The sequence below is a fragment of the Microbacterium sp. genome, from assembly GCF_032084865.1.
Lineage (GTDB): Bacteria > Actinomycetota > Actinomycetes > Actinomycetales > Microbacteriaceae > Microbacterium.
On record NZ_DAMDLU010000007.1, the window covers coordinates 13,085 to 34,499 of the forward strand.

Consider the following 21,415-nt stretch of genomic DNA (forward strand, 5'->3'; position numbering starts at 1 on the left):
TCTCCTCGTCGAGTTCGCGCCGGGTGCCCGGCTATGGCTGTGCTGTGGTGCCCGCGGGGGCGTTCAGTCGCGTGAGGACCGTCTCGGCCTCGGCGACGATGCGGTCGATCAGCTCTGCGACGCTGGGGACGTCGTCGATGAGCCCGACCACCTGGCCGGTGGCCATCACACCGAGTTCGGCGTTGCCCTCGAGCAGCGCCGAGCGGTAGAGCATGGGCGCGTTCGCGGCCATGATCACCTGGCTCCACTTGAGCCCCTCGTCCTTGCGCATCGCGAGGCCCTCGCGGATCATGTGGCTCCACGGTGTGCGCGAGATGCGCTGGAACGCGATCGCGTTGCGCGCAGCGCGCAGCATCCGCTGAGGCCCCTTGGTGTTCTCGATCTTGTCGATCGTGCCCGCGCGCAGCACGCGCTGGGGCACTCCGTCGATCTCGAGTGTGACGACGGTGTCGTTCACCGTCTTCGACAGGTAGACGTCCTTGACCGCCTGCGCGACGGGCGAATCCGTCGTCATCATGAAGCGCGTTCCCATCGCGATCCCCTCGGCGCCGTAGGCGAGAGCCGAGACGAGACCACGCCCGTCGAAGTAGCCGCCGGCGGCGATCACGGGGATGTCGACGGCGTCCACGACCTGCGGCAGGAGCAGGCTCGTGGGCACTGCGCCCGTGTGCCCGCCGCCCTCGCCGCCCTGGACGATGACCGCGTCGACGCCCCAGGCCGCGACCTTCTCGGCATGGCGGCGCGCGCCGATCGACGGCATGACCACGAGGCCGGCGTCCTTGAGCTTGTCGATCAGCTCGCGCTTGGGGGCGAGGGCGAACGACGCCACCTTGACGCCGGCGCGGATCAGCAGGTCGACGCGCTTGTCGACGTCCTCCTGATTCGCCCGGATGTTCACACCGAAGTTCTTGTCGGTGTGGTCCTGCACGTAGTCGATCGCCTCGGCGAGCTCCTCGTACGAGAGCATGCCGCCGGCGATGATGCCGAGGCCGCCCGCGCGCGCGGTCGCCGCCGTGAGACGGGCATCGGACACATAGCCCATGCCCGTCTGCACGATGGGGTGCTCCACACCGAAGAGCTCGGTGGCCCTGGTGCGGAGCGCCGGCGATCCGGTCATGCCTTCACCTCGTGATCGCGCAGGTTGCGCGGATCGATGACGGTGCGGATGAGCTCGAGCTCCTCCGCCGTCGGCGTGCGGGTCTCGGGGACCTCGTCGGGGACGATCAGGTCGAAGCCCGTGGCTGCGACGACCTCGTCGACGGTGACACCCGGGTGCACCGACTTCAGGCGCAGGCGGCCGCTCTCGGGCTCGTAGTCGAGCACGGCGAGATCGGTGATGACGTAGCGCAGGTCGTGGTGCTTCGTGACCGACGGGCCCGCGGCGCGCGCGTTGTCGTTGCCGACACCCGAGACCATGTCGACCTTGGGCACGAACACGCGGGTGCTGTGCGAGGGCACCCAGTAGCTCGTCGGGTGGTACACCGAGTTGCCCGGCGCGCCGCGCACGCCCAGCAGCTGCACCTTGGGCTTCGCGTGATCGCCGATCGCCGAGATGTTCGCGTTGCCGAACGGGTCGAGCTGCGTCGGGATCATCGTGATGTGGCGCTTGCCGTTCCAGACGAGCGTGAAGATCTGGTTGAAGGGCAGCCAGGCCTCGACGTCGCCCTCGGCCGGGCCGCCGACGGCCCAGGTGCCGCGCACCGCGGTCGCCTCGCCGTCGGAGATGACGAGGTCGGGCGAGAACGTGTGGCGGGCGAGGCGCACGCCGATCGCGGGGACGATGCCGAACGCGCTCGCGATGACCTCTCCGTTGTCGCGGTACGCGTCGGCGCAGGCCACTGCGCAGATCTCGGCACGGGTGATGTCGCTCATGACTGGGCTCCGTTCGCGGTGGGGGCGGTCTCCGAGAGGTAGCGGTTCAGGAACTCCTGCCACTGCTGCGGGTCCTTGGCTGCCGCGACGTACTCGCGCTGGAACTGCTCGTCGCGCTCGTAGTCGGGGACGCACGAGGTGAAGTGCGCGCCGCCCGGAGCCTCGACGACGCCCGAGACGAGCAGACGGGGGATGCGGATGGTCGCGGGGTGCGCGTTCGCCGCGAGCTCGGCCGTCGGCACGATGCGCTCGGCCGAGACGTACGCGTTCTCGGCGGCCAGGCAGAACAGGTCATCGAAGTAGAGGTCGGGACCGAGGTACTGCGCGTTGCCGTGGATGTCGGCGCGGTTCATGTGCACCAGCGCCGCATCGAGCGGGATGGCGGGCATCGCGACCAGGGTCTCGCCGTCATACGGGTCGACGATCGTCTTGAGATGCGGGTTGACCGTCATCACGTCGGAGCCGAGGCCGGCTCGCGTGGGCAGGTACGGCAGACGGATGCCGGCGGCCTGAAGGCCCCACTGCAGCATCCCCTCGTCGTACTCCTCGACCTCGATCTCGCCGTTCTGCCGCGCAGCGCGGAAGTGCGGGTCGAGCGGGATCGAGTCGAGCGAGACGAAGCCGAAGATGACCTTCTTCACCTTGCCCGCCGCGCACAGCAGACCCACATCAGGGCCTCCGTACGACACGATCGTCAGATCACGCAGATCCGACTTCACGATCTCCTTGATGAGCGACATCGGCTTGCGCCGCGATCCCCATCCACCGATTCCGATGGTCATCCCCGACCGCAGTCGGCTGACCACCTCTGCTTCCGTCATTGTCTTGTCCGACACGTCGATCCTCACCGATCCATTCGCCCGGAGGCCTAGCAAGTGCTTGTTTACAACGAGTGTAGCAAACGCTTGATTGGTTGTATAGTCGAGGTCAGGACACGGCCGCAGAGCGGCCCCGAAACCCCGGAACGGCGGTGCGGAATGGAACGGCAGGATCGCAACGAGCTCATCCTCGAGCACGCCTCGGCGCTGTTCGCCGAGAACGGCATCGCGGGAACGACCGTGCGCGACATCGCCGGTCGCGCCGGCATCCTCTCCGGAAGCCTGTACCACTACTTCCCCTCGAAGGACGCGATCGCCGACCACATCGTGATGCACTATCTCGACGCCCTGATCGCGCGCTACCGCGCGATCCTCGCCGACGGAGACGAGCCGCGCACCGCCCTCACGCGACTGGCGACGGCCTCGATCCGGGTGAGCCGGATGCACGCTCACGCCTCGACCATCTACCAGCGCGAGACCGGATACCTGCGCCAGCTGCCCTCGCACGAGGCGATCCGCGCCGCCGCGCGCACGATCCGCGAGACCTGGGAGAGCGTGCTCGCACGCGGCGCCGCGACGCAGGCCTTCCGCGACGATCTGCCCATCCCCCTGCTCTACGTGCTGATCCGCGACGCGGTCTGGCTGACCCCGCGCGCGGTCATCCCCACGGCGGAGGACGGCCACGACATCGCCGAGGCGATCATCTCGGTCTTCCTCGACGGCATCACCGTGCGCCCCGACGGCACTGACGAAAGGCACTCCCGATGAGCGAGACCGACTCCTCCGCCGACCCCGGCCTGCTCGAGCACGCCGTCTCCGCCTGGTTCGCTGACAACGTCCCCGATGTCAGCGGCGCCGTCGCGTTCGAGCGCATCGCCGGAGGACGCTCCAACCTCACCTACCGCTGCCGCGACGAACACGGCACCACGTGGGTGCTGCGCCGCGCTCCGCTCGGCATGGGCGGCTCACGCTCGCACGACGTGCTGCGCGAGGCGGACGTGCTGACCCGCCTCGCCCCGACCGGTGTGCGCGTCCCCGCCGTGATCGGACGCACCGACGACGCGCGCATCACCGGAGCCCCCTTCTACGTGATGGAGTTCGTCGACGGCATCATCCTGCGCGACCCGGCAGCCGTCGAGGCCGCCGTGCCGCTCGAGCAGCGTCCGGCCTTCGCCCGCTCGCTCATGACGACCCTGGCCGAGCTGCACGCCGTCGATCCCCGAGAGGTCGGGTGGGGCGCCCTCGCCGAGCGCGACGACTACTTCGCCCGGCAGCTGACGCGATGGTCGACGAACTGGGCGGCCGACCGGGTGCGCGTCGTCGACGACATCGGACGCGCGCACGATCGGCTCGTCGAGCGGATGCCGCGACAGGGAGCCCCGGGCATCGTGCACGGCGACTACCGGATCGACAACTGCGTGTACGGGGCCGATGGCGGCATCCGCGCGGTGCTCGACTGGGAGCTGACGACCGTCGGCGACCCGCTCGCCGACGTCGGCCAGCTGCTCACGTACTGGACCGAGCCCGACGACGAGATCCGCGCGCTCGAGAACCCGCCCACCCTGGCGGCGGGCTTCCCCGCTCGCGACGAGCTCGTCGAGATGTACGCGCAGGCGGCGCCGCAGGCCGACGTGTCGAACCTGCGCTTCGCCGTCGCCTACAACTGGTGGAAGGTCGCGTGCATCGTCGAGAACGTCTACACGCGCATGGCCCGGGGCGCCATGGGCGCGAGCGATCGCACGCCCGAGTCGTTCGCGGCGCAGGCCGAGCGGATCGCCGCCCAGGCCTGGCGGCTCGCCCGCGAGCTGTGAGCCGACCTCTGCCCTACCGGCGCTGAGCCCGCTCCGCGCGGTGCGCGTCGATCCGCGCCCGCGAACGGGGGTTCGTCGCATAGTCGCGGTGCAGCTCGGTCTGCCGGAGGGCGGAGTGCAGCCAGAAGCCGGTCATGCCCTCCCAGCCGGCGGTCCAGGTCAGCCGGCGCGCATACTCCCAGACCGTGCGACCGGCATCCTCCTCGAGGAGCGCGGCGAGCTCGGTCGTACGACGCAGGTGATGCCCGATCAGCTGCGCGCGGCGAGCGCCGAGACCGCGGAAGCCGTATTCGTGCCCGGGCAGCACGGTGTGCTCGTCGTAGGGGGCGAGCAGGTCGAGCGAGTCGAAGTAGTCGGCGAGCGGATCGGCGCCGGGCAGCACCCCGATGCCGACACCCGGGAAGATGCGCGGCAGCACGTGATCACCCGAATACAGCAGCCGCCGCTCGTCGTCGACGAGGCAGATGTGGCCGTCGGTGTGACCGGGCGTCGCGATCACGCGAAGTCGATGCCCCGAGAGCTCGAGCACGTCGCCGTCGGCGACCGCGTCATCGGGCCCCGCCGGCGCCACGAGCGCGGGGCGGTCGAACGACGCGAGCAGCTCGTCCCAGCGGTCCGCGGGGACGCCCCACTCGCGCAGCTGCGCACGGTAGACCGCGCTGTCGTATGCCTCCGGCGCGGTCTCCTGCTGCAGCACCGCGTCTTCCACGCCCGAGAAGACCACTCGCGCACCGACCGTGCGCCGCAGCGCGTCGGCCGCGCCGAGGTGGTCCGGGTGGAAGTGCGTCGCGATGACCGTGCGGACGTCGTCGAGGGTGCGGTCGATCACCGCGAGGCCCGATGCGAGAGCATCCAGGCTCTCCGGCGCATCCCACCCCGGGTCGATGAGATGCACGCCGTCGTCGGCGACCAGGGCGTAGCTGAGAGTGTGCGGGATGGTGCCCGCGGGGATCGGCACCGGGATCGCCCAGACATCGGGTGCGACCTGCTCGACGGCCGGCTGGACCCGGGCGTCCCACGCGGCGAGCTGGGCGCGGCTGACGGGGACGAGGCCGGTGTCGTCGGTCATGCGGTGGCCCATTCCTCGAGCTGCGCTCGGAAGTCTGCAGGAATGCGGATCGCGCGCTGCTCGTCGTCCACGAGGACGATCGTCGTCTTCGCACGTGACACGAGCACATCATCGTCGGTGCGCACCATGCGGTAGGCGAGCTGGAACGAACTCGTCCCGATGTGTCCGACGCGCAGCTCGAGGCGGATCTCGTCGAACAGCCGCGCCGCCGCGAGGTACTCGCATTCGGTCGCGCGGGTGACGGTCGTCCAGCCGTGCGCGGCGAGCGCCTGATCCTGGCGATAGCCGTTGCGGTAGAGGAAATCGCTCAGCAGCGCCTCCATCTTCGGGAACCAGCTGGCGTAGTAGAGGATGCCGGCCGGATCGGTGTCGTTGTAGGTCAGGCGGCGGGTGTCCGAGTGCAGCATCTTGCTCCTGTCGACCTTGACGATGTGCCAAGCAAACGCTTGTATGGTAAGCGTAGCGCGATGAGGCCGAGAAACCGAGGAGGACTCATGCACGCAGACGCAGGATCCCTCGACGGCAGAGTCGTGGCCATCACAGGAGCCGGAGGCGGCCTGGGACGAGCGTACGCCCTCGCGGTCGCCGAGTCCGGCGCGCACGTCATCGTGGCAGACCTCGATTCCCGTGCCGCCGATGCGGTCGCCGCAGAGATCGTCGCGGCGGGCGGCGCAGCGACATCCGTCGCCGTCGACATCTCCGCCCCGGGCGCCGGACAGACGATCGTCGATGCCGCGGTCGCGAGCGGCGGGGCACTCCACGGGTTCGTCGCGAACGCCGGCATCCTCACCCCCGGCGCCCTTCTCGAGCAGTCCGACGAGACCGTGCGCAGGGCGATCGAGGTGAACGTCGCAGGCACCGTCGCCACAGTGACCGCGGCAGCGCACGCGATGCGCGACGGCGGCAGCATCGTCGTGATCGTGTCGGGCTCGCTGCTCGGCGCCGAGGACCTCGCGCTGTACGGCACGACGAAGGCCGCGGCGCTGGGGCTCGTGTACGGCCTGTCGCTGGAGCTCGCCGACCGCGGCATCCGCGTCACCGGCCTCGCCCCGCGTGCCCGCACGGGGATGTCGGCGCAGATGGGCGACGCGGGCGAGGACAAGGGCGGGCCCCCGTCCGGCGTGGCACCCGTCGTGACGTACCTGCTCAGCGACGCCGCCCGCGATCTGAGCGGGCACGTGCTCCGGTTCGACGGCATGCGCCTGGCGATCCTCCGCCCTCCGCGCATCGCACGCGAGGTCGTCGCCGACGCCTGGGATGCCGTCGCCGTGGCGGCCGCGATCGACGGGCCGCTGGCCGACGAGGTCGCGCTCTCGCTCCCCGGCGCGGCGCGGCGAGATGGTGACGCCTCGCCGGATGTGCTACACATGAAAATCGCGTCATCAAGCAAACGCTTGGTCGCAGAGGGGGACGGTTGACCGGGATGCCCGCGACCACGAAGACGAAACTGGAGCAGAGCTCCGAGCGGCGCGAGGAGATCCTCGCGATCGCCGCGCGACTGATCGCGAAGCGCGGCTACTCCGCGACCACCGTGCGCGACATCGCCGAGGAGGCCGGCATCCTCTCCGGCAGCCTGTACCACCACTTCGCCTCCAAGGAGGCGATGCTCCAGGAGATCCTGCACGGGTTCATGGGCCGCCTGCTCGCACGCTACGACGAGATCGCCGAGAGCGTGACCGATCCGCGCGCCGGCATCGACGCCCTCATCGAGTGCTCGTTCGAGACGATCGACCGTGAACCCGCGGCCGTCGGCCTCTACCAGAACGAGGCGGCGTTCCTCGCGACGCAGCCCGGCTTCGAGTTCCTCTCTGCCGAGAGCGAGCGCATCGAGAAGATCTGGATCGATCAGCTCCGCGCCGGCCAGGCGTCCGGAGTGTTCCGCGCCGAGGGCGCCCCCGCCGTGACCTATCGCTTCATCCGCGACGCCGTCTGGTCGACCGTGCAGTGGTACCGGCCCGGCGGGCGCCACACGGTCGAGAGCATGACCTCGCAGTTCCTGGGCCTGCTCCACGACGGCCTCGGAGCCCACTGACGTCCGTCGACGGCAACGGAAGAAGGGGGGCGGCGCCGCGGCGCCGCCCCCCTTCCTCGTCATCCCGACTCAGACGGAGACCATTCCGCGCAGGTCGACATCGCTCTGCGTCTGCGCCGCGACGATCTGGCGCACCGCGCCCTTCGCCACCTTGCCGCCGGCCGCGCGCGGCAGCTCGTCGACGACGACGACGCGCTCGGGGTAGAGATGCTTCGAGATGCCCCGTTCAGCGAGGTACTCGGTGAGCGTCGCCACAGTGACGGCGACGTCGCGCACGGTCACCGCCACGCCGATCCGCTCGCCGAACAGGTCGTCCGGCACAGGCACCGCCGAAGCCATCACGACATCCGGGTGCGCTTCGACGAGCTCCTCCACCTCGATCGCCGAGATGTTCTTGCCGCCGCGGATGATGAGGTCGCTCGTGCGGCCCACGACACGCAGGTAGCCGTCGGCATCCACCGTGACAAGATCGGGCATCATCAGGCGCCCGTCGTGGAACAGCTCCTCGTTGGCGGCCGGATCACCGTAGTACCCCATGCAGATCGTCGGACCCGAGACTCCGGGTCGCCCCGGGCCGCCGGTCTCGGTGATGTCGTTGCCCTGAGGGTCGTACAGGCGCAGGTTCATGACGTCGATCACACGCCCGGCCGTGCGGAGCCGCTGCTCAGCAGTGTCGCGCAGACTCGTGTTGCTGATGGCTCCGGACTCGTTCGAACCGTAGAACTGCAGCACCTTCGCACCCACGCGCTCCTCGAACTGCAGCGCGCGCTCGTAGGGGACCGCCTCACCCCCCGTGAACATCGCCCGCAGCGTGCTGAGCGACGCATCGTCGAGCCCCGGAGCATCCAGCATCATCTTGAACTGGGTGCTGACGCACGCGAGGATCGTCACCTGCTCCTCGTCGATCAGACGGATCATCTCGTCGACGGCGAACCTCTCCATCAGCACCGTCCTCATGCCGAGCATCGCGGTGGCGTAGTGCGCGGTCCACAGCCCGAAGCCGAACGGGCCCGGCACGGCACCCAGCATCACGTCATCGGCGGTGAAGTCCGCCGCGTCGAACGCCATCTTCGAGAAGGCGATCAGGCGGTTGGCGAACTGGGTCACGAGCTTCGGCCGCCCCGTCGTCCCCGACGTGGAGTTCAGCATGCTCAGCTCGTTCGGGCCCGACGCGCGCGCACGGGTCTCGTCGAGCGGTGCGCTGGGCACCTCATGCGTCGACACGACGCCGTCGGCGAAGGAGTGCAGCCGCACGGGCCCCCGCGGATCGACGATCACGAGGTCCGACACCGTCCAGCCGTCTGCAGCGAGATCGGCGACGTAGTCGAGCGCCGGACGATCGCGGTGCGACTCGCGCATCACGATCACCTCGGCCCCCGACTGCGACATCAGGTGCCGGATCTCATCGCGACCCGATCGGGCGCCCATGCCGACGGCCACCGTGCCGCTGCGCTCTGCAGCGCACAGGGCCACGTGGAACTCGCCCGAGTCCGGAAGCAGCATCCCGAACCGCGCGCCGCGAGGCATCAGAGCCGTGAGCGCGCGGGCGAGGACGTCGACCTGCCGGTCGTACTCCTTCCACGTGAGCCGGTCGCCGTCGGCGACGTAGGCGACGCGGTCGGGGATCTCCTCGGCGTTGCGCGCCACGTAGTCGGCGACCGTCAGGTCACCCCACCAGCCCTGTGCGACATACTCGGCGGCGGTCGCCGCATCCAGTGCAGGGACGTTCATTCTGCTCCCATCTCGTGGTGGATGATCCCCATCACCCGCTGATATCCGTCGTCGAGCGCGTCGACGTCGTCGTGCGCCTCGCTCAACTGAGCGCGCAGCAGGACATACCCGCGGTCGATGACGCGACGCAGCGGACCGATCGCAGGATCCACGATCAGCACGGATGCTCCCCCGTCGGCGATCTCGCGGATCGCATCCGCGAGTCCGCTGACGATCTTCGGAGCGAGCCCCGTCATCATCTCGTCGAGCACCAGGCAGTGCGGGTCGCCCATGAGCGCCCGGCTGACGACGAGCATCTGCTGCTCGCCGCCCGACAGCACGCCGGCCAGTCGTCCCTCCCGCTCTCGGAGCACGGGGAACCGGTCCAGGGCGTGCTCGACGGCGCTGCGCTTGAGCTTGAGCATCTCGGCCATCACCTGAAGGTTGTCGCGCACCGTGAGCTTCGGGAAGAGCTGGCGTCCCTGCGGCACGATCGCGAGACCGGCCCTGGCCCGCTCGATCGATGTCATCGACGACAGGTCGACATCGCCGAGCCGGATCGAGCCCGTGGCGGCGACCGCCCCGTAGACCCCGAGCGCGAGGCTCGACTTGCCGGCCCCGTTCGGGCCGACGACGGCGGTGATCCGCCCCGCCGGCGCGGTGAGCGTCGCCTTCTCGACGGCCGTGGCCATGCCGTAGCGCACCGTCAGGTCTGTCAGTGAGAGATCTGCACTCATGCCGCCTCCTCCTCGCTCGTGCCGAAGTAGACGCGCTGCATCTCGGGGCTCGCCATGCATTCCGCCGGGCCGCCCTCGAATGCCAGCGCACCCTGCGCGAGCAGCATCACCCGATCGGCGAGCGAAGTGAGCAGATCGACGTTGTGGTCGACGAGGATGACGGCGTGCCCGCGGGCCTGCACCTGGCGGATGGCGTCGATGATTCCCGCGACCGAGTCGGAGTCGGCGCCGGCGAACGGCTCGTCGAGCAGCATCACCACCGGATCCTGTGTCAGAGCGCGGGCGACCTCGACGAGACGCTGCTCGCCCAGCGAGAGGTTGGCGCACGGCTCGTCGAGGCCGGGCACGCCCAGCTCCTCCGCGATGCGGATGACGCGCTCCTGCTCCTGCGAGCGGTGGCGGATGCCGTCGGTGATGACGCCGGCGACCATGCGCCACCACGTCGGGAAGCGCTGCGCGGATGCTCCGACGAGCAGGTTCTCGCGCACCGTGAGCTCCAAGGCCAGGTGCGGATGCTGGAAGGTCCGCGAGAGCCCGCGCCGCGCTCGCGCGGCGGTGGGCCCGGCCAGTCGCTCGCCGTTCAGCGTGAGGGTTCCGGAATCGGACCTCTGAATGCCGGTGATGAGGTCGACGAGCGTTGTCTTGCCCGCACCGTTCGGCCCGACGAGGCCGAGGATCTCACCGCGGCTGACATGGAACGAGACGTCGTCGACGGCGACGAGCCCGCCGTACGCCTTGCGCAGGTTCTCACCGCGCAGCACGACGTCGCCGATGCGCTGACCGGTCATGAGCGCTCCTTTCCGAGGCGGCGCCGCACCCAGGCGATGAGCGCCGTGGCGTAGCCGATCAGGCCCGCAGGGGCCACGAGCAGGATGAGCAGCACGCCGATCGCGAGCACGAGCTGACCGGAGCCCTCGAACTCCGAGGGCATGTTGGCCGTGAGCTGGATGACGATGACGGCGCCGATGACACAGCCCCAGGCGCTCGCCTGGCCGCCGATCAGCGGCACGAAGAGGGCCATGAAGACGATCGAGAGCGTGAACGTCTCGGGGGTGATGCTCAGCATGAACGACACGAACAGGGCGCCGGCGAGCGATGCGACCGCAGCGCCGACCGCCAGGGTGACGGTCGTCAGCGTCGTCGTCCGCGTGCCCATCGCCTCGACTGCCGAGGGCACGTCGCGCATCGTGCGCACGGTCACGCCCCAGGCTCCGGTGCGGATCCGGTCGACGAGCGTCGCGACGATGATCACGAGGGCGAGGGCGATGGCGATCAGCACGACACGCGGCGCCTCCCATCCGAAGATCGTCGGAGAGGGGATGCCGCCGATACCGGCTGAGCCGCCGGTGATCGGCTCGAGCGCGATCAGCCACGGCTCGAACGCCATGCTGAACAGCAGCGTCACGGCGGCGAGGTAGAAGCCGCTCAGGCGTCGCGTCAGCAGACTGAGGATGACGGCGACCGCAGCCGAGATCAGCGGGCCGATCAGCCAGCCGAGCAGCGGCGGCAGGTCGGTGGCCGTGGTGATGATGGCGACGCTGTAAGCGCCGATCGCGGCGTACGCCGCATAGGCCATCGACATGGATCCCGCCATCACGAACGGGATGTACATGCCCAGCGCGATGAGCGCGTACACCGCGACCATCACGAGAAGATCCTGGCGGAAGCCGCTGCCTCCGGCCCACGCCAGGGCGAGGGCGCCGATGCCCACCGCGACAGCGGGAACCATCAGCCGTCGCAGGGGCGACTGCCGAGGGATGCCGAGGGCGGGCGCTTTCGTCGTCGTCGACGTCACGAGATTCTCCTGAGTCGTCATATCCGCACCCGTGTGGAGAAGAGGCCCTGGGGGCGGAAGGCGAAGAACAGCAGCGCGATGAGCAGGACCATCGTGGTCGGGCCCATGCTGCCGAAGTAGAACGGTGCGAACACCTGGATGGCACCGAGCACGAGGCCGCCGACGAGCGGCGCCCAGGTGCGTCCGGTGCCGCCGATCACGAGTGCGAGGAAGCCCACGAGCGTCCACGCGAGCCCGCTGGTGAAGGCGACGCCGGTCTTCGGCGCGTACAGGAGTCCGGCGAGCCCGGCGATGAGGCCGGAGAGCAGGAAGGCGATCAGCCGGATGCGTCCGACGGGGAGTCCGAGCAGGGCCGCGGCGGCACGGCTGTCGCCCACGGCGCGCAGCAGTCGTCCGGTGCGGCTGAAGCCCATCCACAGCGACACAGCGATGAAGATGAGGGCCGTGGAGACCACCAGCACGACCGTCGTGCCAGACAGATGCACGTCGCCGAACTGCCACGGGCCGATCGTGACGAGCACCTGTCCGGGCAGGGCGGGGCGCCCGAAGAGGGTGCCCGCGCCCTGCTGGACGATGAACAGCACAGCCGTGACCGCGACCAGGGCGGGCAGCTCACCCGCACCGGATCGCTTCTGCACCTGACGGACGACGAGCAGCTCGGTGAGCCCGCTGATGACCACGGCGATCACGACGCCGAGCACCAGGCTGATGATCACGGGGATCTTCATCTCGATCGCGAGCCAGGAGGCTCCGAGCGCCGCGACCATCGCGTAGGGGCCGATCGCGAAGTTGAAGAACCCGGCGCCGATCAGCGTGAGCTGGTACGCGAGCGCGATGAGTCCGAAGAAGCTCCCGATCTCCAGGACGGAGAGCCACAGCTGAGGGTCGTTCATGTCACTTCAGCTCGCACGGGACCTGGAAGTCCTGCCAGGCTCCGGTCGGCTCGTTCTTCTCGTCGAAGCCCGAGAGCACGAGTCCGCAGAGCCCGTCCGCGCCCATGTGCTTGTCGGGGGTGAACGACAGCGTGAAGCCCGCCTGGCCGAACGAGGCCTCGAACCCGGTGATCTCGTCGAGGGCGTCGCGCACCGCCTTCGGGTCGTCGGCGCCGCCGGCCGCCTCGATCGCCGCCTTGAGCAGGTAGACCGAGTCGTAGGCCTGCGCGTCGTAGGCGGTCAGGCGGTAGTCGTCGCCGTTGATCTTCTTGAGCTTCTTCTCGAGCTCGACCGTCTTGGGGTTCGACATGTCGAGCGCCCCCATGTAGACGACGTCCGCGAGCGCACCCGGGTTGGTGCGGGCCCACGAGTCGGGCTGGTTGCCGATCGACGCGAGCGAGAAGCGCAGAACGCCCGGGATCTGCTGGTGGAGCGTGTTGTGCGCGAGCACCTCGAAGTTGCCCCCGAGGCTCGAGACGAGGATGACGTCGGGGTCGGCCTGCTTCATGCGGGCGACCTGGGCGCTCAGGTCGGCGGCGTCGACGGGCGCCGTCTCGACCGCGACGACCTCGGCGCAGTCCTCGAGGATCGGGATGATCAGCTTGTTGATGTTGTCGATCGCGGGCGAGGCGTCGCCGAGAACGGCGATCGACGTGTAGCCCTTCTCCTCGATCGCACCGCAGTACGCCTCGGCGAACTGGTCGACGCCGTTCGCGAGCATGTAGGTGAACTCGTTGTCGGGCGGCAGTGCGACGGAGGTGGTGACGGCGGTCGGGGCGATCGCGGGGATGCCGGCCTGCTTCACCACGGACTTGCCCTGGAGCACCGCGCCGCTGCCGGTGTCGAGAAGCAGCACCTGCGCGCCGTCGTCGACGAGCTTGCGCACCACGGTCGGCGTCTTGGTGGGGTCGGACTCGTCGTTGCCTACGACGATGCGGATGGTCTTGCCGTCGATGCCGCCCGCCGCATTGATCTCGTTGACGGCCATGCGGATCGTCTTGCCGGCGATCACCGCGTACGAGGCACCGGGCCCGGTGCTGTCCTCGTCGAGGCCGAGGATGATCTCGCCGCCGCTGCCCGCATCCGCGGATCCTGCATCGGACTCGGCGGAGGAGCATGCCGCGAGACTGACCGCGAGTGTGGCCACGCCCAGCAGGGCGAGCAGACGCTGTGACTTCACTGAAACCTCCATTGGTCTCGTCTGTCCGGCACACCTGTCCGGCGCGCCAAACAAATGCTTGGTTGAGAAGAGACTAATGGCCGATCGTCCGCGCGTCAACGTAAGCGCGGCCACGATCCTCACCGAGCAGCCGTGCACGATTGCACGCAGAAGGGACCGTCGCCCACCGCGGATCGCGATGCCGTGCGACGGCCTCTCCCGGCCGAGTTCAGAGCGTGCCTCGGCCGTGGCAGCGAGCCGGGATCCCCTAGGCGGGCCGACGCTCCGCGGCGACGTTGCCGACCGGCTCCAGCTGCTTCGCCAGGAACTCCGCCCGTCGGTTCGCCAGCACCTGGAAGCGCTCAGGGTGCGTCGTGATCCAGTAGTCGCCTCGGCGCACGCCCTCGATGATCATCTCCGCCGCTCGGTCGCTCGAGATGCCGTGGACGGCGAGATACTCGCGCATCTGATCCAGCTCGGCGACAGCCGCCTCGCTGGCGCTCTCTCCTTCCGACAGCGCGTCGGCGAAGATGTTGGTGTCGACCGCAGCCGGGCAGACGACCGAGACCGACACCCGCGGGAACGCCTCGGCGCACTCCACATAGAGGCACTCGGTGAGCGCCTGCACGCCGTGCTTCGACGCCGCATAGGCGCCGTTCTTCGGCGAGCTGGTGATCGCCGCCACCGACGAGATGTTGACGACGTGCGATGCCTCGGGCCGCTCCCCCATCCGCGGGAGGAATGCCCGGACACCGTGGAACACGCCGGTCAGGTTGATGTCGATGACCTTCGACCACACCTCGGGCGACACCTCCCACAGGGCGCCGACCGATTCGATGCCGACGCCGTTGATCAGGTACTCGACCCGGTCGCAGGCGTCGAACGCGGCATCCGCGAACGCCGTGACGGAGTCCCAGTCGGTGACGTCCACACGCACGCCGACGACGCGGGCTCCTGCGGCGGTGAGATCGCGCACCGTCTCATCCAGCCGCTCCTGCGAGATGTCTCCGACGACGACCGGGTGACCGGCTTCGGCGAACGCGAACGACAGTGAGCGGCCGATGCCGCTGCCCCCTCCGAGGACGACGGCGGCACCGGTGGGGCGGGGATCAGTGGATGACATCGGATGCTCCTCGAAGAGTGTTCTGGCGGAATGGTGAGCGGAGTTCAGCCCAGCGACAGCGCGCGCAGCGCGCTGTCGACGATGCCGTTCGCCGAGATGCCGTAGTGATCGAGCAGGTCGTAGTGGGTGCCGACCTCCAGGTGCTCGTCGGGCAGAGCCACGCTCACGACGGGAACCGACACGCGGGCATCGACCAACGCCTCTGCGACGCAGGAGTAGAGGCCGCCGATCCTGTTGTGCTCCTCGACTGTGACGATCGCTCGGGTGGAACGCGCGGCCTCGACCACGGCGGCGGCGTCGAACGGCGCGATGAACGGGAAGTCGTGCACGGCGGCCGAGATGCCGCGTTCGGCGAGGACTGCTGACGCCTCCAGCGCGAGCCCCGTGCCGATGCCCACACCCATGATCGCCACGTCGGTCCCGGCGCGCAGCGGCGCGCTGCGACCCGGTTCGAGCGTGGGAACCGTCGGGTACACCGTGGCGCGCCCCTCGCTCACCCGGATCAGGGAGGGACGAGCGCGCGCGTGACTGAGCTCGATCGCCGCGACCGCGGCATTGTTGTCGGCCGGGGTCATGATCTCGAAGTTGTTGATCGCCCGGGCGATCGCGATGTCCTCGATCGCGTGGTGGCTCGCGCCGAAATACCCCATCGCCAGGCCCGAGAGCCGGGTGATCAGCGTGACGGGCATCTCGGTGGCGGCCAGGTCCGTGCGGATCTGCTCGGCGCACTTGATCATGCCGAACGGCGCGAAGCCGAGCACGTACGGCCGCAGCCCGGATGCCGCCATACCCGCGGCGACCGAGATGGCATTCGTCTCGGCGATCCCGAGCTCGATGTAGCGCCCGGGGTGCCGTTCACGGAACTCCGTGAGCGAGGACCCGAGGTCGGCGGACAGCACGACGACCTCCGGATGCCGTTCGGCGAGCTCTGCGAGGGCGTGACCCACCAGGTTGATGGACGCCGCCTGCCCCTCGTCCGAGAACACGTCCTCCATCTGGTCAGCCCTGGACTGGCTCTCCGCCTCGGTCATCTCGATCTCCACAGCCATCTCCTTCACATCCTCGAAGTGATCTCGGAGGCCGCGAGGGCCTTCTCGTCGGGTGTCATCCACCCGATGTGCCACTTGCGCGGCTCGGCTTCGGCGAACGAGACGCCCTTGCCCTTGGCCGTCCGGGCGATGATGCACACCGGCTTGTCGCCTGCGCCGCGCTCGAGGCGGTCGAACAGCGCCACCACCGCGGCCACGTCGTGGCCGTCGATCTCGTGCACGTCCCACCCGAAGGCCGAGAAGCGGTCGGCCAGCGGCTCGACGCTCATGAGCTCCTCGATGGGCCCGCTCCCGATGAAGCCGTTGCTGTCGACGATCGCGACCAGGTTGGCGGCCTTGTAGAAGCTCGCCGCCATCGCGGCCTCCCACACCTGACCCTCGTGGATCTCGCCGTCACCCAGGAGCACGTAGGTGCGGTAGTCGAGGTTCTTGATCCGCCCGGCGAGTGCCATGCCCAGCCCGACCGAGAGGTTGTGCCCGAGCGACCCCGAGCTGAAGTCGATGCCCGACGCCAGCCGCATGTCGGGGTGATCGCCCACCTTGCTGCCCACGAACCCGAAGTCGTCGAGGTCCGAGTCCTCGAGGTAGCCGAGGTCGGCGAGGATCGGCCACAGGCCGACCGCCGCGTGCCCCTTGCCCAGCAGGAAGCGATCACGGTCTGCCCACTGCGGCCGCGTGGGGTCGAGGCGCAGGACCCGGTAGTAGAGCACCGAGAGGATCTCAGCGCACGAGAAGACGCTCGAGTAGTGCCCCAGCCCGGCGCGGTCGATCATCTCGATCACCCGCAGCCGGATCCACTCGGCGCGGGTGCGCAGCTCGTCGACGGTCAGAGGCGCAGCATCCGTGCCATGTCTCATGCCGGCACCGGTCCCGCCGTCCAGGCGCCGTCGGCGGTCATCTCGGCCCCGCTGATGTACGACGCCGCGTCCGACAGGAGGAAAGCCGCCAGCCCGGCGACCTCGCTCGGCACGCCGGCACGGCCGGCGGGGGCGCTCGGAAGGCCGCCCGGCTCTGAAGAGACACCGAGCCGCGAGGTCATGTTCGTCTCGATGATGCCGGGGTGCACCGAGTTGACGCGGATCGCATCCTTGCCGAGTTCGACCGCCGCCACCTTGGTGATCCCGCGCACGCCCCACTTCGCCGCGGCGTAGCCGCCGGTCTTCGCGATGCCCATCATGCCCGCGCCCGACGAGATGTTGACGATGGATCCGCCGCCGTTCGCCCGCAGATGGGGGATCACGACTCGCATGCCCAGATGCACGCCGAGCAGGTTGACGCCGATGATGCCCATGAACTGCTCGGCGGTCTCTTCTTCGAGCAGGCACCTCGACGTCGTGACGCCTGCGTTGTTGATGAGGCCGGTGACCTTGCCGAAGCGGGCCACGGCCGCGTCGACCGCGCGGACCCAGTCCTCTTCCTCGCGCACGTCGAGGGTCCGGGTGTGCACGCGATCGCCGAGCTCGGCGGCGAGGCGGTCCAGCCCCTCCTGCGAGACGTCGGTGAGCATGACGCTCCCGCCGGCGTCGAGGATCGCGCGGGCGAAGGCCTCGCCGAGGCCGCCGACCGCGCCCGAGATGATGACGACCTTGTCTTCGAGGGAGTGCATAGCGATTACATCCGATCTGTGAGGAACGTGGAGACTTCGGGGAACGCGATGAGCACGCCGCAGACGACCAGCACGGCGGGCATGAAGAGCCCGATGCCCGAGAACACGTCGCCGAGCTTGATGTCGACGCCGGTGTTGACCTCCTTGCTCTTCGTGAGGTCGTGGAAGATGAACGCCAACACGCCCACGGGCGGGGTGACCATCGCCATCTCGGCGAGGATCACGACGAACACGCCGAACCACAGGGGCGAGATGCCGTACCCCAGCACCAGCGGCATGAGCAGGGGGACCGTCAGGATCAGGATCGAGAGGGAGTCCATGAACATGCCCAGGATCAGGTACACGATGATGATGATCACCAGGAAGCCCCAGCGGCTGAGGTCTGCAGCGGTCACCCAGTCGCTGAACGCGACGCCGAGTCCCGACACTGCGAGCACCCGCGCGAGGATCAGCGATCCGATCAGCAGGAAGAAGATCCCGCCGGTCGCGGCGATGGTCTCGATCGCCGAGTCCTTCACCTCGCGGGTGATCTTCTTGGGGTTGCGGTGGCGCAGGATCACGATGATGAGCGCGCCGAGCGCACCGGCTGCCCCGGCCTCGGTCGCAGTGAAGAGGCCCTGGTAGATCCCCCCGACCACGACCACGATCAGCAGGACGAGCGGGATGATCTCCTTCCACGACGACGAGGGGGTCGCTGCGGCAGCGGGTTCGCTCTGAGCGACGACCGCACCGCGATCCTGCCGCTTCGCGCCCCCCGTCCAGGACGGACGCACCAGGGCGATGATGAGGATCGTCAGCGCGAAGACGATCGCCATCAGGATGCCGGGGCCGATGCCCGCGATCAGCTGCGGCCCGACGGGCACCTGCGCGATGCCCGCATAGATTACGAGGAAGATGCTCGGCGGGATGACCTGCCCGATGAGGCCGGCCATGAGGATCGTTCCCGAGGCGAGCCTCTTGTCGTACCCGGCTCTGAGCATCTCCGGCATGGCGATGCGGCCGATCGCGTAGAGGATGCCGATCGTCGAGCCGCTCGTGGCGGCGAGGCCCGCACCGGCGAGGTTCGTCCCGATGCCGAGCCCGCCCGGCATCCACCCCAGCCCGCGCTTCGCGACGTCGTAGACCGCGCCGGTGATCCCGGAGTGCCACAGCAGCAGCCCCATGAAGATGAACATCGGGATCACCGAGTACTCCCACGATGCGACCGTGGTGAACGGGACCTTCCGCAGGATGTTCTCGAGGGCGGGTGTTCCGTACAGCGAGTAGAGCCCGATCATGCCGGGCACGCTGAGCGCCACGCCGACCGGGATCTTGCAGAAGATCAGCACGAGCATCAGGAGGATGATGGCGACGCCGACGCCCGCTTTGGTCTCGAGATTGAAGATCGCGGCGATGAGGCCGACGATGGCGCCGACGATCAGGATCCGGATGAGCCAGACCCGTGACCCGACGACCTTGTTCTCTGCGGCGGCCCGCACGGGCGCCTTCACATCTGTCACGATGCTCTCCTCAGTCTTCCGGCAGCGCGTCATCGGACGGGACCACGACGTTCTCGGGCTTTCGCGATGCCATGAGGCGCCGCAGATCACCACTGATCCTGCTGAGCCCGATGACGGTCATGAGCGCGAATGCGATGGGACCCGCGAACGTCACAGGCCAGATCGGCAGGCCGATGACGCCGCCGGTGAGCTTCGTCTGGAAGGCGTCGGCCGCCTCGAGGAAGCCGAACCAGCTGAACGCACCGCACAGGATGATGACGATGATCCGGCTCAGCAATTGGAGTTCGGCCTGGATCGCGACGGGCATCTTGTCGAAGACGAAACGCGCCTCGATGTGCTCGTTCCGCATCTCCGTCAAGACGAATCCGCCGAATGCGATCAAGGGCATGTACCAGTATTGTGTCCATTCATTCGTGCCCTCGATCGGCGCATTCAGGAATTTCCTGAGCAGGCCATTCATCACGACATGGAACATCATGACCAATAGCAGCAGAACCCATGCCGCCGATGCCGTCCGCGCCAGAACGGATGCGATTCTCTCGAACGTCTCTCGCATTTCTCCCACCATTCGCGATTGCGCCTCCACGCCTGCGGACGGGCGTCCGCAGGCGTGGAGCGCAGGGCTTACTCCGGGCGGTTGGGGAGCAGGATCTCCTGCTTCAGTCGCTCCATGAACGGCTGGATGTCGAAGTCGTCGCTGCGGACCGCGGTGATGAAGTCCTCGCCCACAGCCTCGGTGTACCCGAGCTCGTCGACCACGATCTTCTCCCACTTCGCGAGAGCCGCCTCGAGATCGGAGACGAGCTTCTGGCCGTCGATGACCTCGGAGTTCTCGACCTTCTCGAGGAGGGTCTTGTTGGCGGCCAGGAGGCTCTTGCGCGATGCATCGTCGAACTGCGTGACCTCGGCGCCGGCGGCGAGGATCTCCTCCTGCGAAGCCGCCATCGTCTCGAGGATGTGGTCGCCGAAGAAGTGTCCGATCCAGACGTCGAGTCGGTCCCAGATGAGCTGTCGAGCGACGAGCGGAAGCTCATCCCAGGTGCTCTTCGAGAACGCGACCGCCGTGGTGGTCTTCGTGAACCCGGCATCGCTGTCGAGCACGTAGTTGGGCGCGAGCGGCAGGACTCCGGTGGTGCGGAAGGACCAGTCGGCGCCGACCAGGCAGTCGATCGTCCCACGTTCGATCGCCGGATAGACCTCGGCGTACGACAGCGAGATCGGCGACATCCCGAGGGCGCGCACCTGGTCGGCGTGGGCGCTGCCGCTCACGCGGATCTGCGTGCCCTCCCAGCCGCCGCCGTTCGCGTGCGGTTCACGGCAGAGGATTCCGGGTGCGGTCTGCGGGGCGTAGGGCAGCAGGGCGACCATGCCCTGCTCGGCGAACTCGGGCTGCAGCACGTCCGACATGCTGAGACCCACTTCGAGGTACGCGGCGAACGTCTGCAGCGATCCTGCGACGGGGCTCTGGTTGCCGAGGAAGGCGGACTCGGCGAAGGCGGCGTTCGCCGGGTACCGCGACGGGTCGTAGAGCGGGTATGCGCGCTCCATGTTGACGCGTCCGTCGGCGAGCGCCTGGGGGATGTCGGATGGCGAGGCGATCGAGTTGCCGTAGGCGATCTCCATCGTCAGCTTGCCGCCGGACCACTCCGAGAGGGACTCCACGAAGTCCAGGTAGTACTGTGCCTCGCGTGCACCCTTGGCCTCGACGGCCTGGGTGGTCAGCGTGATCGGCTCGATGTCGGCGAACGCCGCGATGAAGTCCTCCTTCGACGCGCCGGCGGGCACGCCCTCGGCGGACGCCCCATCAGAGGCCGGGGCACCACCCTGGGTTCCCGCTTTGCCCGCGCATCCCGCGGTGAGCAGGAGTGCGCCGACCATGAGGACGACTGCCGACTTCTTCGATCGTGACAACATTGTCTCGTTCCGTTCTCTCGGGCGCTCCGCACTACGCGCTGCGGTCGCGCGGAGGTACGCGTTCTTACGAACCCATATATCTTCTGAACGCATTCCATGGAGAAACGCATGACGGGTTTTCTTGCATTTCTACCAAGCGCTCGTTAGATGGCTTGGACTTGAGCCAATCAGAGCCCCATCGAGATGTCAATAGTCGATCCGGCCGCCTCTGCGCGCCGTGCCCTCGGCGCGCAGGGTCGCCGAAGGCCGCCACGGCGCTGCGGCTCGTGGCGGCCTTGTCGGCGCCTCA

At 68.7% G+C, this 21,415-nt stretch carries 22 protein-coding genes; 4 read left to right on the forward strand and 18 right to left on the reverse strand.

Features of this window, described 5'->3' with window-relative positions:
- Positions 1-31: 31 nt before the first annotated feature.
- The 3 genes from RT309_RS01645 to RT309_RS01655 are packed head-to-tail and all read right to left on the reverse strand — an operon-like array spanning position 32 to position 2,708.
- Complete coding sequence (locus RT309_RS01645; RefSeq protein ID WP_313354728.1) at positions 32-1,117, reverse strand: nitronate monooxygenase family protein; 1,086 nt, start codon at positions 1,115-1,117, stop codon at positions 32-34.
- A complete protein-coding gene (locus RT309_RS01650; protein WP_313354729.1) occupies positions 1,114-1,872 on the reverse strand; it encodes a CoA-transferase in 759 nt (252 codons plus the stop codon). The genes RT309_RS01645 and RT309_RS01650 overlap by 4 nt, the downstream gene beginning before the upstream one ends.
- A complete protein-coding gene (locus tag RT309_RS01655) occupies positions 1,869-2,708 on the reverse strand; it encodes a CoA-transferase (protein WP_313354731.1) in 840 nt (279 codons plus the stop codon). Before RT309_RS01655 ends, RT309_RS01650 begins: the two co-directional genes overlap by 4 nt.
- A 141-nt stretch (positions 2,709-2,849) precedes the next feature.
- Here RT309_RS01655 and RT309_RS01660 point away from each other — a divergent pair, with 141 nt between their 5' ends.
- Complete coding sequence (locus RT309_RS01660) at positions 2,850-3,458, forward strand: TetR/AcrR family transcriptional regulator (protein WP_313354733.1); 609 nt, start codon at positions 2,850-2,852, stop codon at positions 3,456-3,458.
- Positions 3,455-4,501 (forward strand): phosphotransferase family protein, encoded by a 1,047-nt coding sequence (locus RT309_RS01665; protein WP_313354734.1) that lies wholly within the window; start codon positions 3,455-3,457, stop codon positions 4,499-4,501. The genes RT309_RS01660 and RT309_RS01665 overlap by 4 nt, the downstream gene beginning before the upstream one ends.
- Before the next feature lie 13 nt (positions 4,502-4,514).
- Here the strand turns inward: RT309_RS01665 and RT309_RS01670 are convergent, their stop codons facing one another.
- Both RT309_RS01670 and RT309_RS01675 read right to left on the reverse strand, forming a co-directional pair.
- Positions 4,515-5,570, reverse strand: coding sequence for an MBL fold metallo-hydrolase (locus RT309_RS01670; protein WP_313354736.1), 1,056 nt, complete (start codon positions 5,568-5,570; stop codon positions 4,515-4,517).
- On the reverse strand, positions 5,567-5,977 hold the full coding sequence (locus RT309_RS01675) for a thioesterase family protein (protein WP_313354738.1): 411 nt from the start codon (positions 5,975-5,977) through the stop codon (positions 5,567-5,569). The genes RT309_RS01670 and RT309_RS01675 overlap by 4 nt, the downstream gene beginning before the upstream one ends.
- 87 nt (positions 5,978-6,064) lie before the next feature.
- Between RT309_RS01675 and RT309_RS01680 the strand changes: the two genes are divergently transcribed.
- On the forward strand, positions 6,065-6,988 hold the full coding sequence (locus RT309_RS01680; RefSeq protein ID WP_313354740.1) for an SDR family NAD(P)-dependent oxidoreductase: 924 nt from the start codon (positions 6,065-6,067) through the stop codon (positions 6,986-6,988).
- Positions 6,989-6,993: 5 nt separating this feature from the next.
- Complete coding sequence (locus RT309_RS01685; protein WP_313354742.1) at positions 6,994-7,602, forward strand: TetR/AcrR family transcriptional regulator; 609 nt, start codon at positions 6,994-6,996, stop codon at positions 7,600-7,602.
- A 69-nt stretch (positions 7,603-7,671) separates the two neighbouring features.
- Here the strand turns inward: RT309_RS01685 and RT309_RS01690 are convergent, their stop codons facing one another.
- The 13 genes from RT309_RS01690 to RT309_RS01750 all read right to left on the reverse strand — a co-directional run bounded on the left by RT309_RS01690 (position 7,672) and on the right by RT309_RS01750 (position 21,126).
- Positions 7,672-9,333, reverse strand: a complete 1,662-nt coding sequence (locus RT309_RS01690; protein ID WP_313354744.1) for a class I adenylate-forming enzyme family protein — start codon at positions 9,331-9,333, stop codon at positions 7,672-7,674.
- On the reverse strand, positions 9,330-10,049 hold the full coding sequence (locus RT309_RS01695; protein WP_313354745.1) for an ATP-binding cassette domain-containing protein: 720 nt from the start codon (positions 10,047-10,049) through the stop codon (positions 9,330-9,332). Before RT309_RS01695 ends, RT309_RS01690 begins: the two co-directional genes overlap by 4 nt.
- Positions 10,046-10,837 carry an ATP-binding cassette domain-containing protein gene (locus RT309_RS01700; protein WP_313354746.1) on the reverse strand — a complete coding sequence of 264 codons (792 nt, stop codon included), beginning with the start codon at positions 10,835-10,837 and terminating at the stop codon, positions 10,046-10,048. The genes RT309_RS01695 and RT309_RS01700 overlap by 4 nt, the downstream gene beginning before the upstream one ends.
- Positions 10,834-11,844: a branched-chain amino acid ABC transporter permease gene (locus tag RT309_RS01705; RefSeq protein ID WP_313354748.1), complete on the reverse strand. Its 1,011-nt coding sequence runs from the start codon at positions 11,842-11,844 to the stop codon at positions 10,834-10,836. The genes RT309_RS01700 and RT309_RS01705 overlap by 4 nt, the downstream gene beginning before the upstream one ends.
- Positions 11,845-11,861: 17 nt before the next feature.
- Positions 11,862-12,737 (reverse strand): branched-chain amino acid ABC transporter permease, encoded by an 876-nt coding sequence (locus RT309_RS01710; protein WP_313354750.1) that lies wholly within the window; start codon positions 12,735-12,737, stop codon positions 11,862-11,864.
- A 1-nt stretch (position 12,738) separates the two neighbouring features.
- Positions 12,739-13,956 (reverse strand): ABC transporter substrate-binding protein, encoded by a 1,218-nt coding sequence (locus tag RT309_RS01715; RefSeq protein ID WP_313354751.1) that lies wholly within the window; start codon positions 13,954-13,956, stop codon positions 12,739-12,741.
- Between the two features lie 247 nt (positions 13,957-14,203).
- Positions 14,204-15,058, reverse strand: coding sequence for an SDR family NAD(P)-dependent oxidoreductase (locus RT309_RS01720; RefSeq protein ID WP_313354753.1), 855 nt, complete (start codon positions 15,056-15,058; stop codon positions 14,204-14,206).
- A gap of 44 nt (positions 15,059-15,102) precedes the next feature.
- The gene (locus tag RT309_RS01725; RefSeq protein WP_313354755.1) at positions 15,103-16,107 is read right to left on the reverse strand and encodes a transketolase C-terminal domain-containing protein; all 1,005 of its coding nucleotides are present in this window, start codon (positions 16,105-16,107) and stop codon (positions 15,103-15,105) included.
- A 5-nt stretch (positions 16,108-16,112) separates the two neighbouring features.
- Positions 16,113-16,964: a transketolase gene (locus RT309_RS01730; RefSeq protein ID WP_313354757.1), complete on the reverse strand. Its 852-nt coding sequence runs from the start codon at positions 16,962-16,964 to the stop codon at positions 16,113-16,115.
- Positions 16,961-17,713, reverse strand: coding sequence for an SDR family oxidoreductase (locus RT309_RS01735; protein WP_313354758.1), 753 nt, complete (start codon positions 17,711-17,713; stop codon positions 16,961-16,963). Before RT309_RS01735 ends, RT309_RS01730 begins: the two co-directional genes overlap by 4 nt.
- A gap of 5 nt (positions 17,714-17,718) precedes the next feature.
- Complete coding sequence (locus RT309_RS01740) at positions 17,719-19,212, reverse strand: TRAP transporter large permease subunit (RefSeq protein ID WP_313354760.1); 1,494 nt, start codon at positions 19,210-19,212, stop codon at positions 17,719-17,721.
- 10 nt (positions 19,213-19,222) lie between these two features.
- Entirely contained in the window at positions 19,223-19,798 is a 576-nt protein-coding gene (locus tag RT309_RS01745) for a TRAP transporter small permease (RefSeq protein ID WP_313354762.1), read from the reverse strand.
- Between the two features lie 38 nt (positions 19,799-19,836).
- Positions 19,837-21,126 carry a hypothetical protein gene (locus RT309_RS01750; protein ID WP_313354764.1) on the reverse strand — a complete coding sequence of 430 codons (1,290 nt, stop codon included), beginning with the start codon at positions 21,124-21,126 and terminating at the stop codon, positions 19,837-19,839.
- Positions 21,127-21,415: the final 289 nt, after the last annotated feature.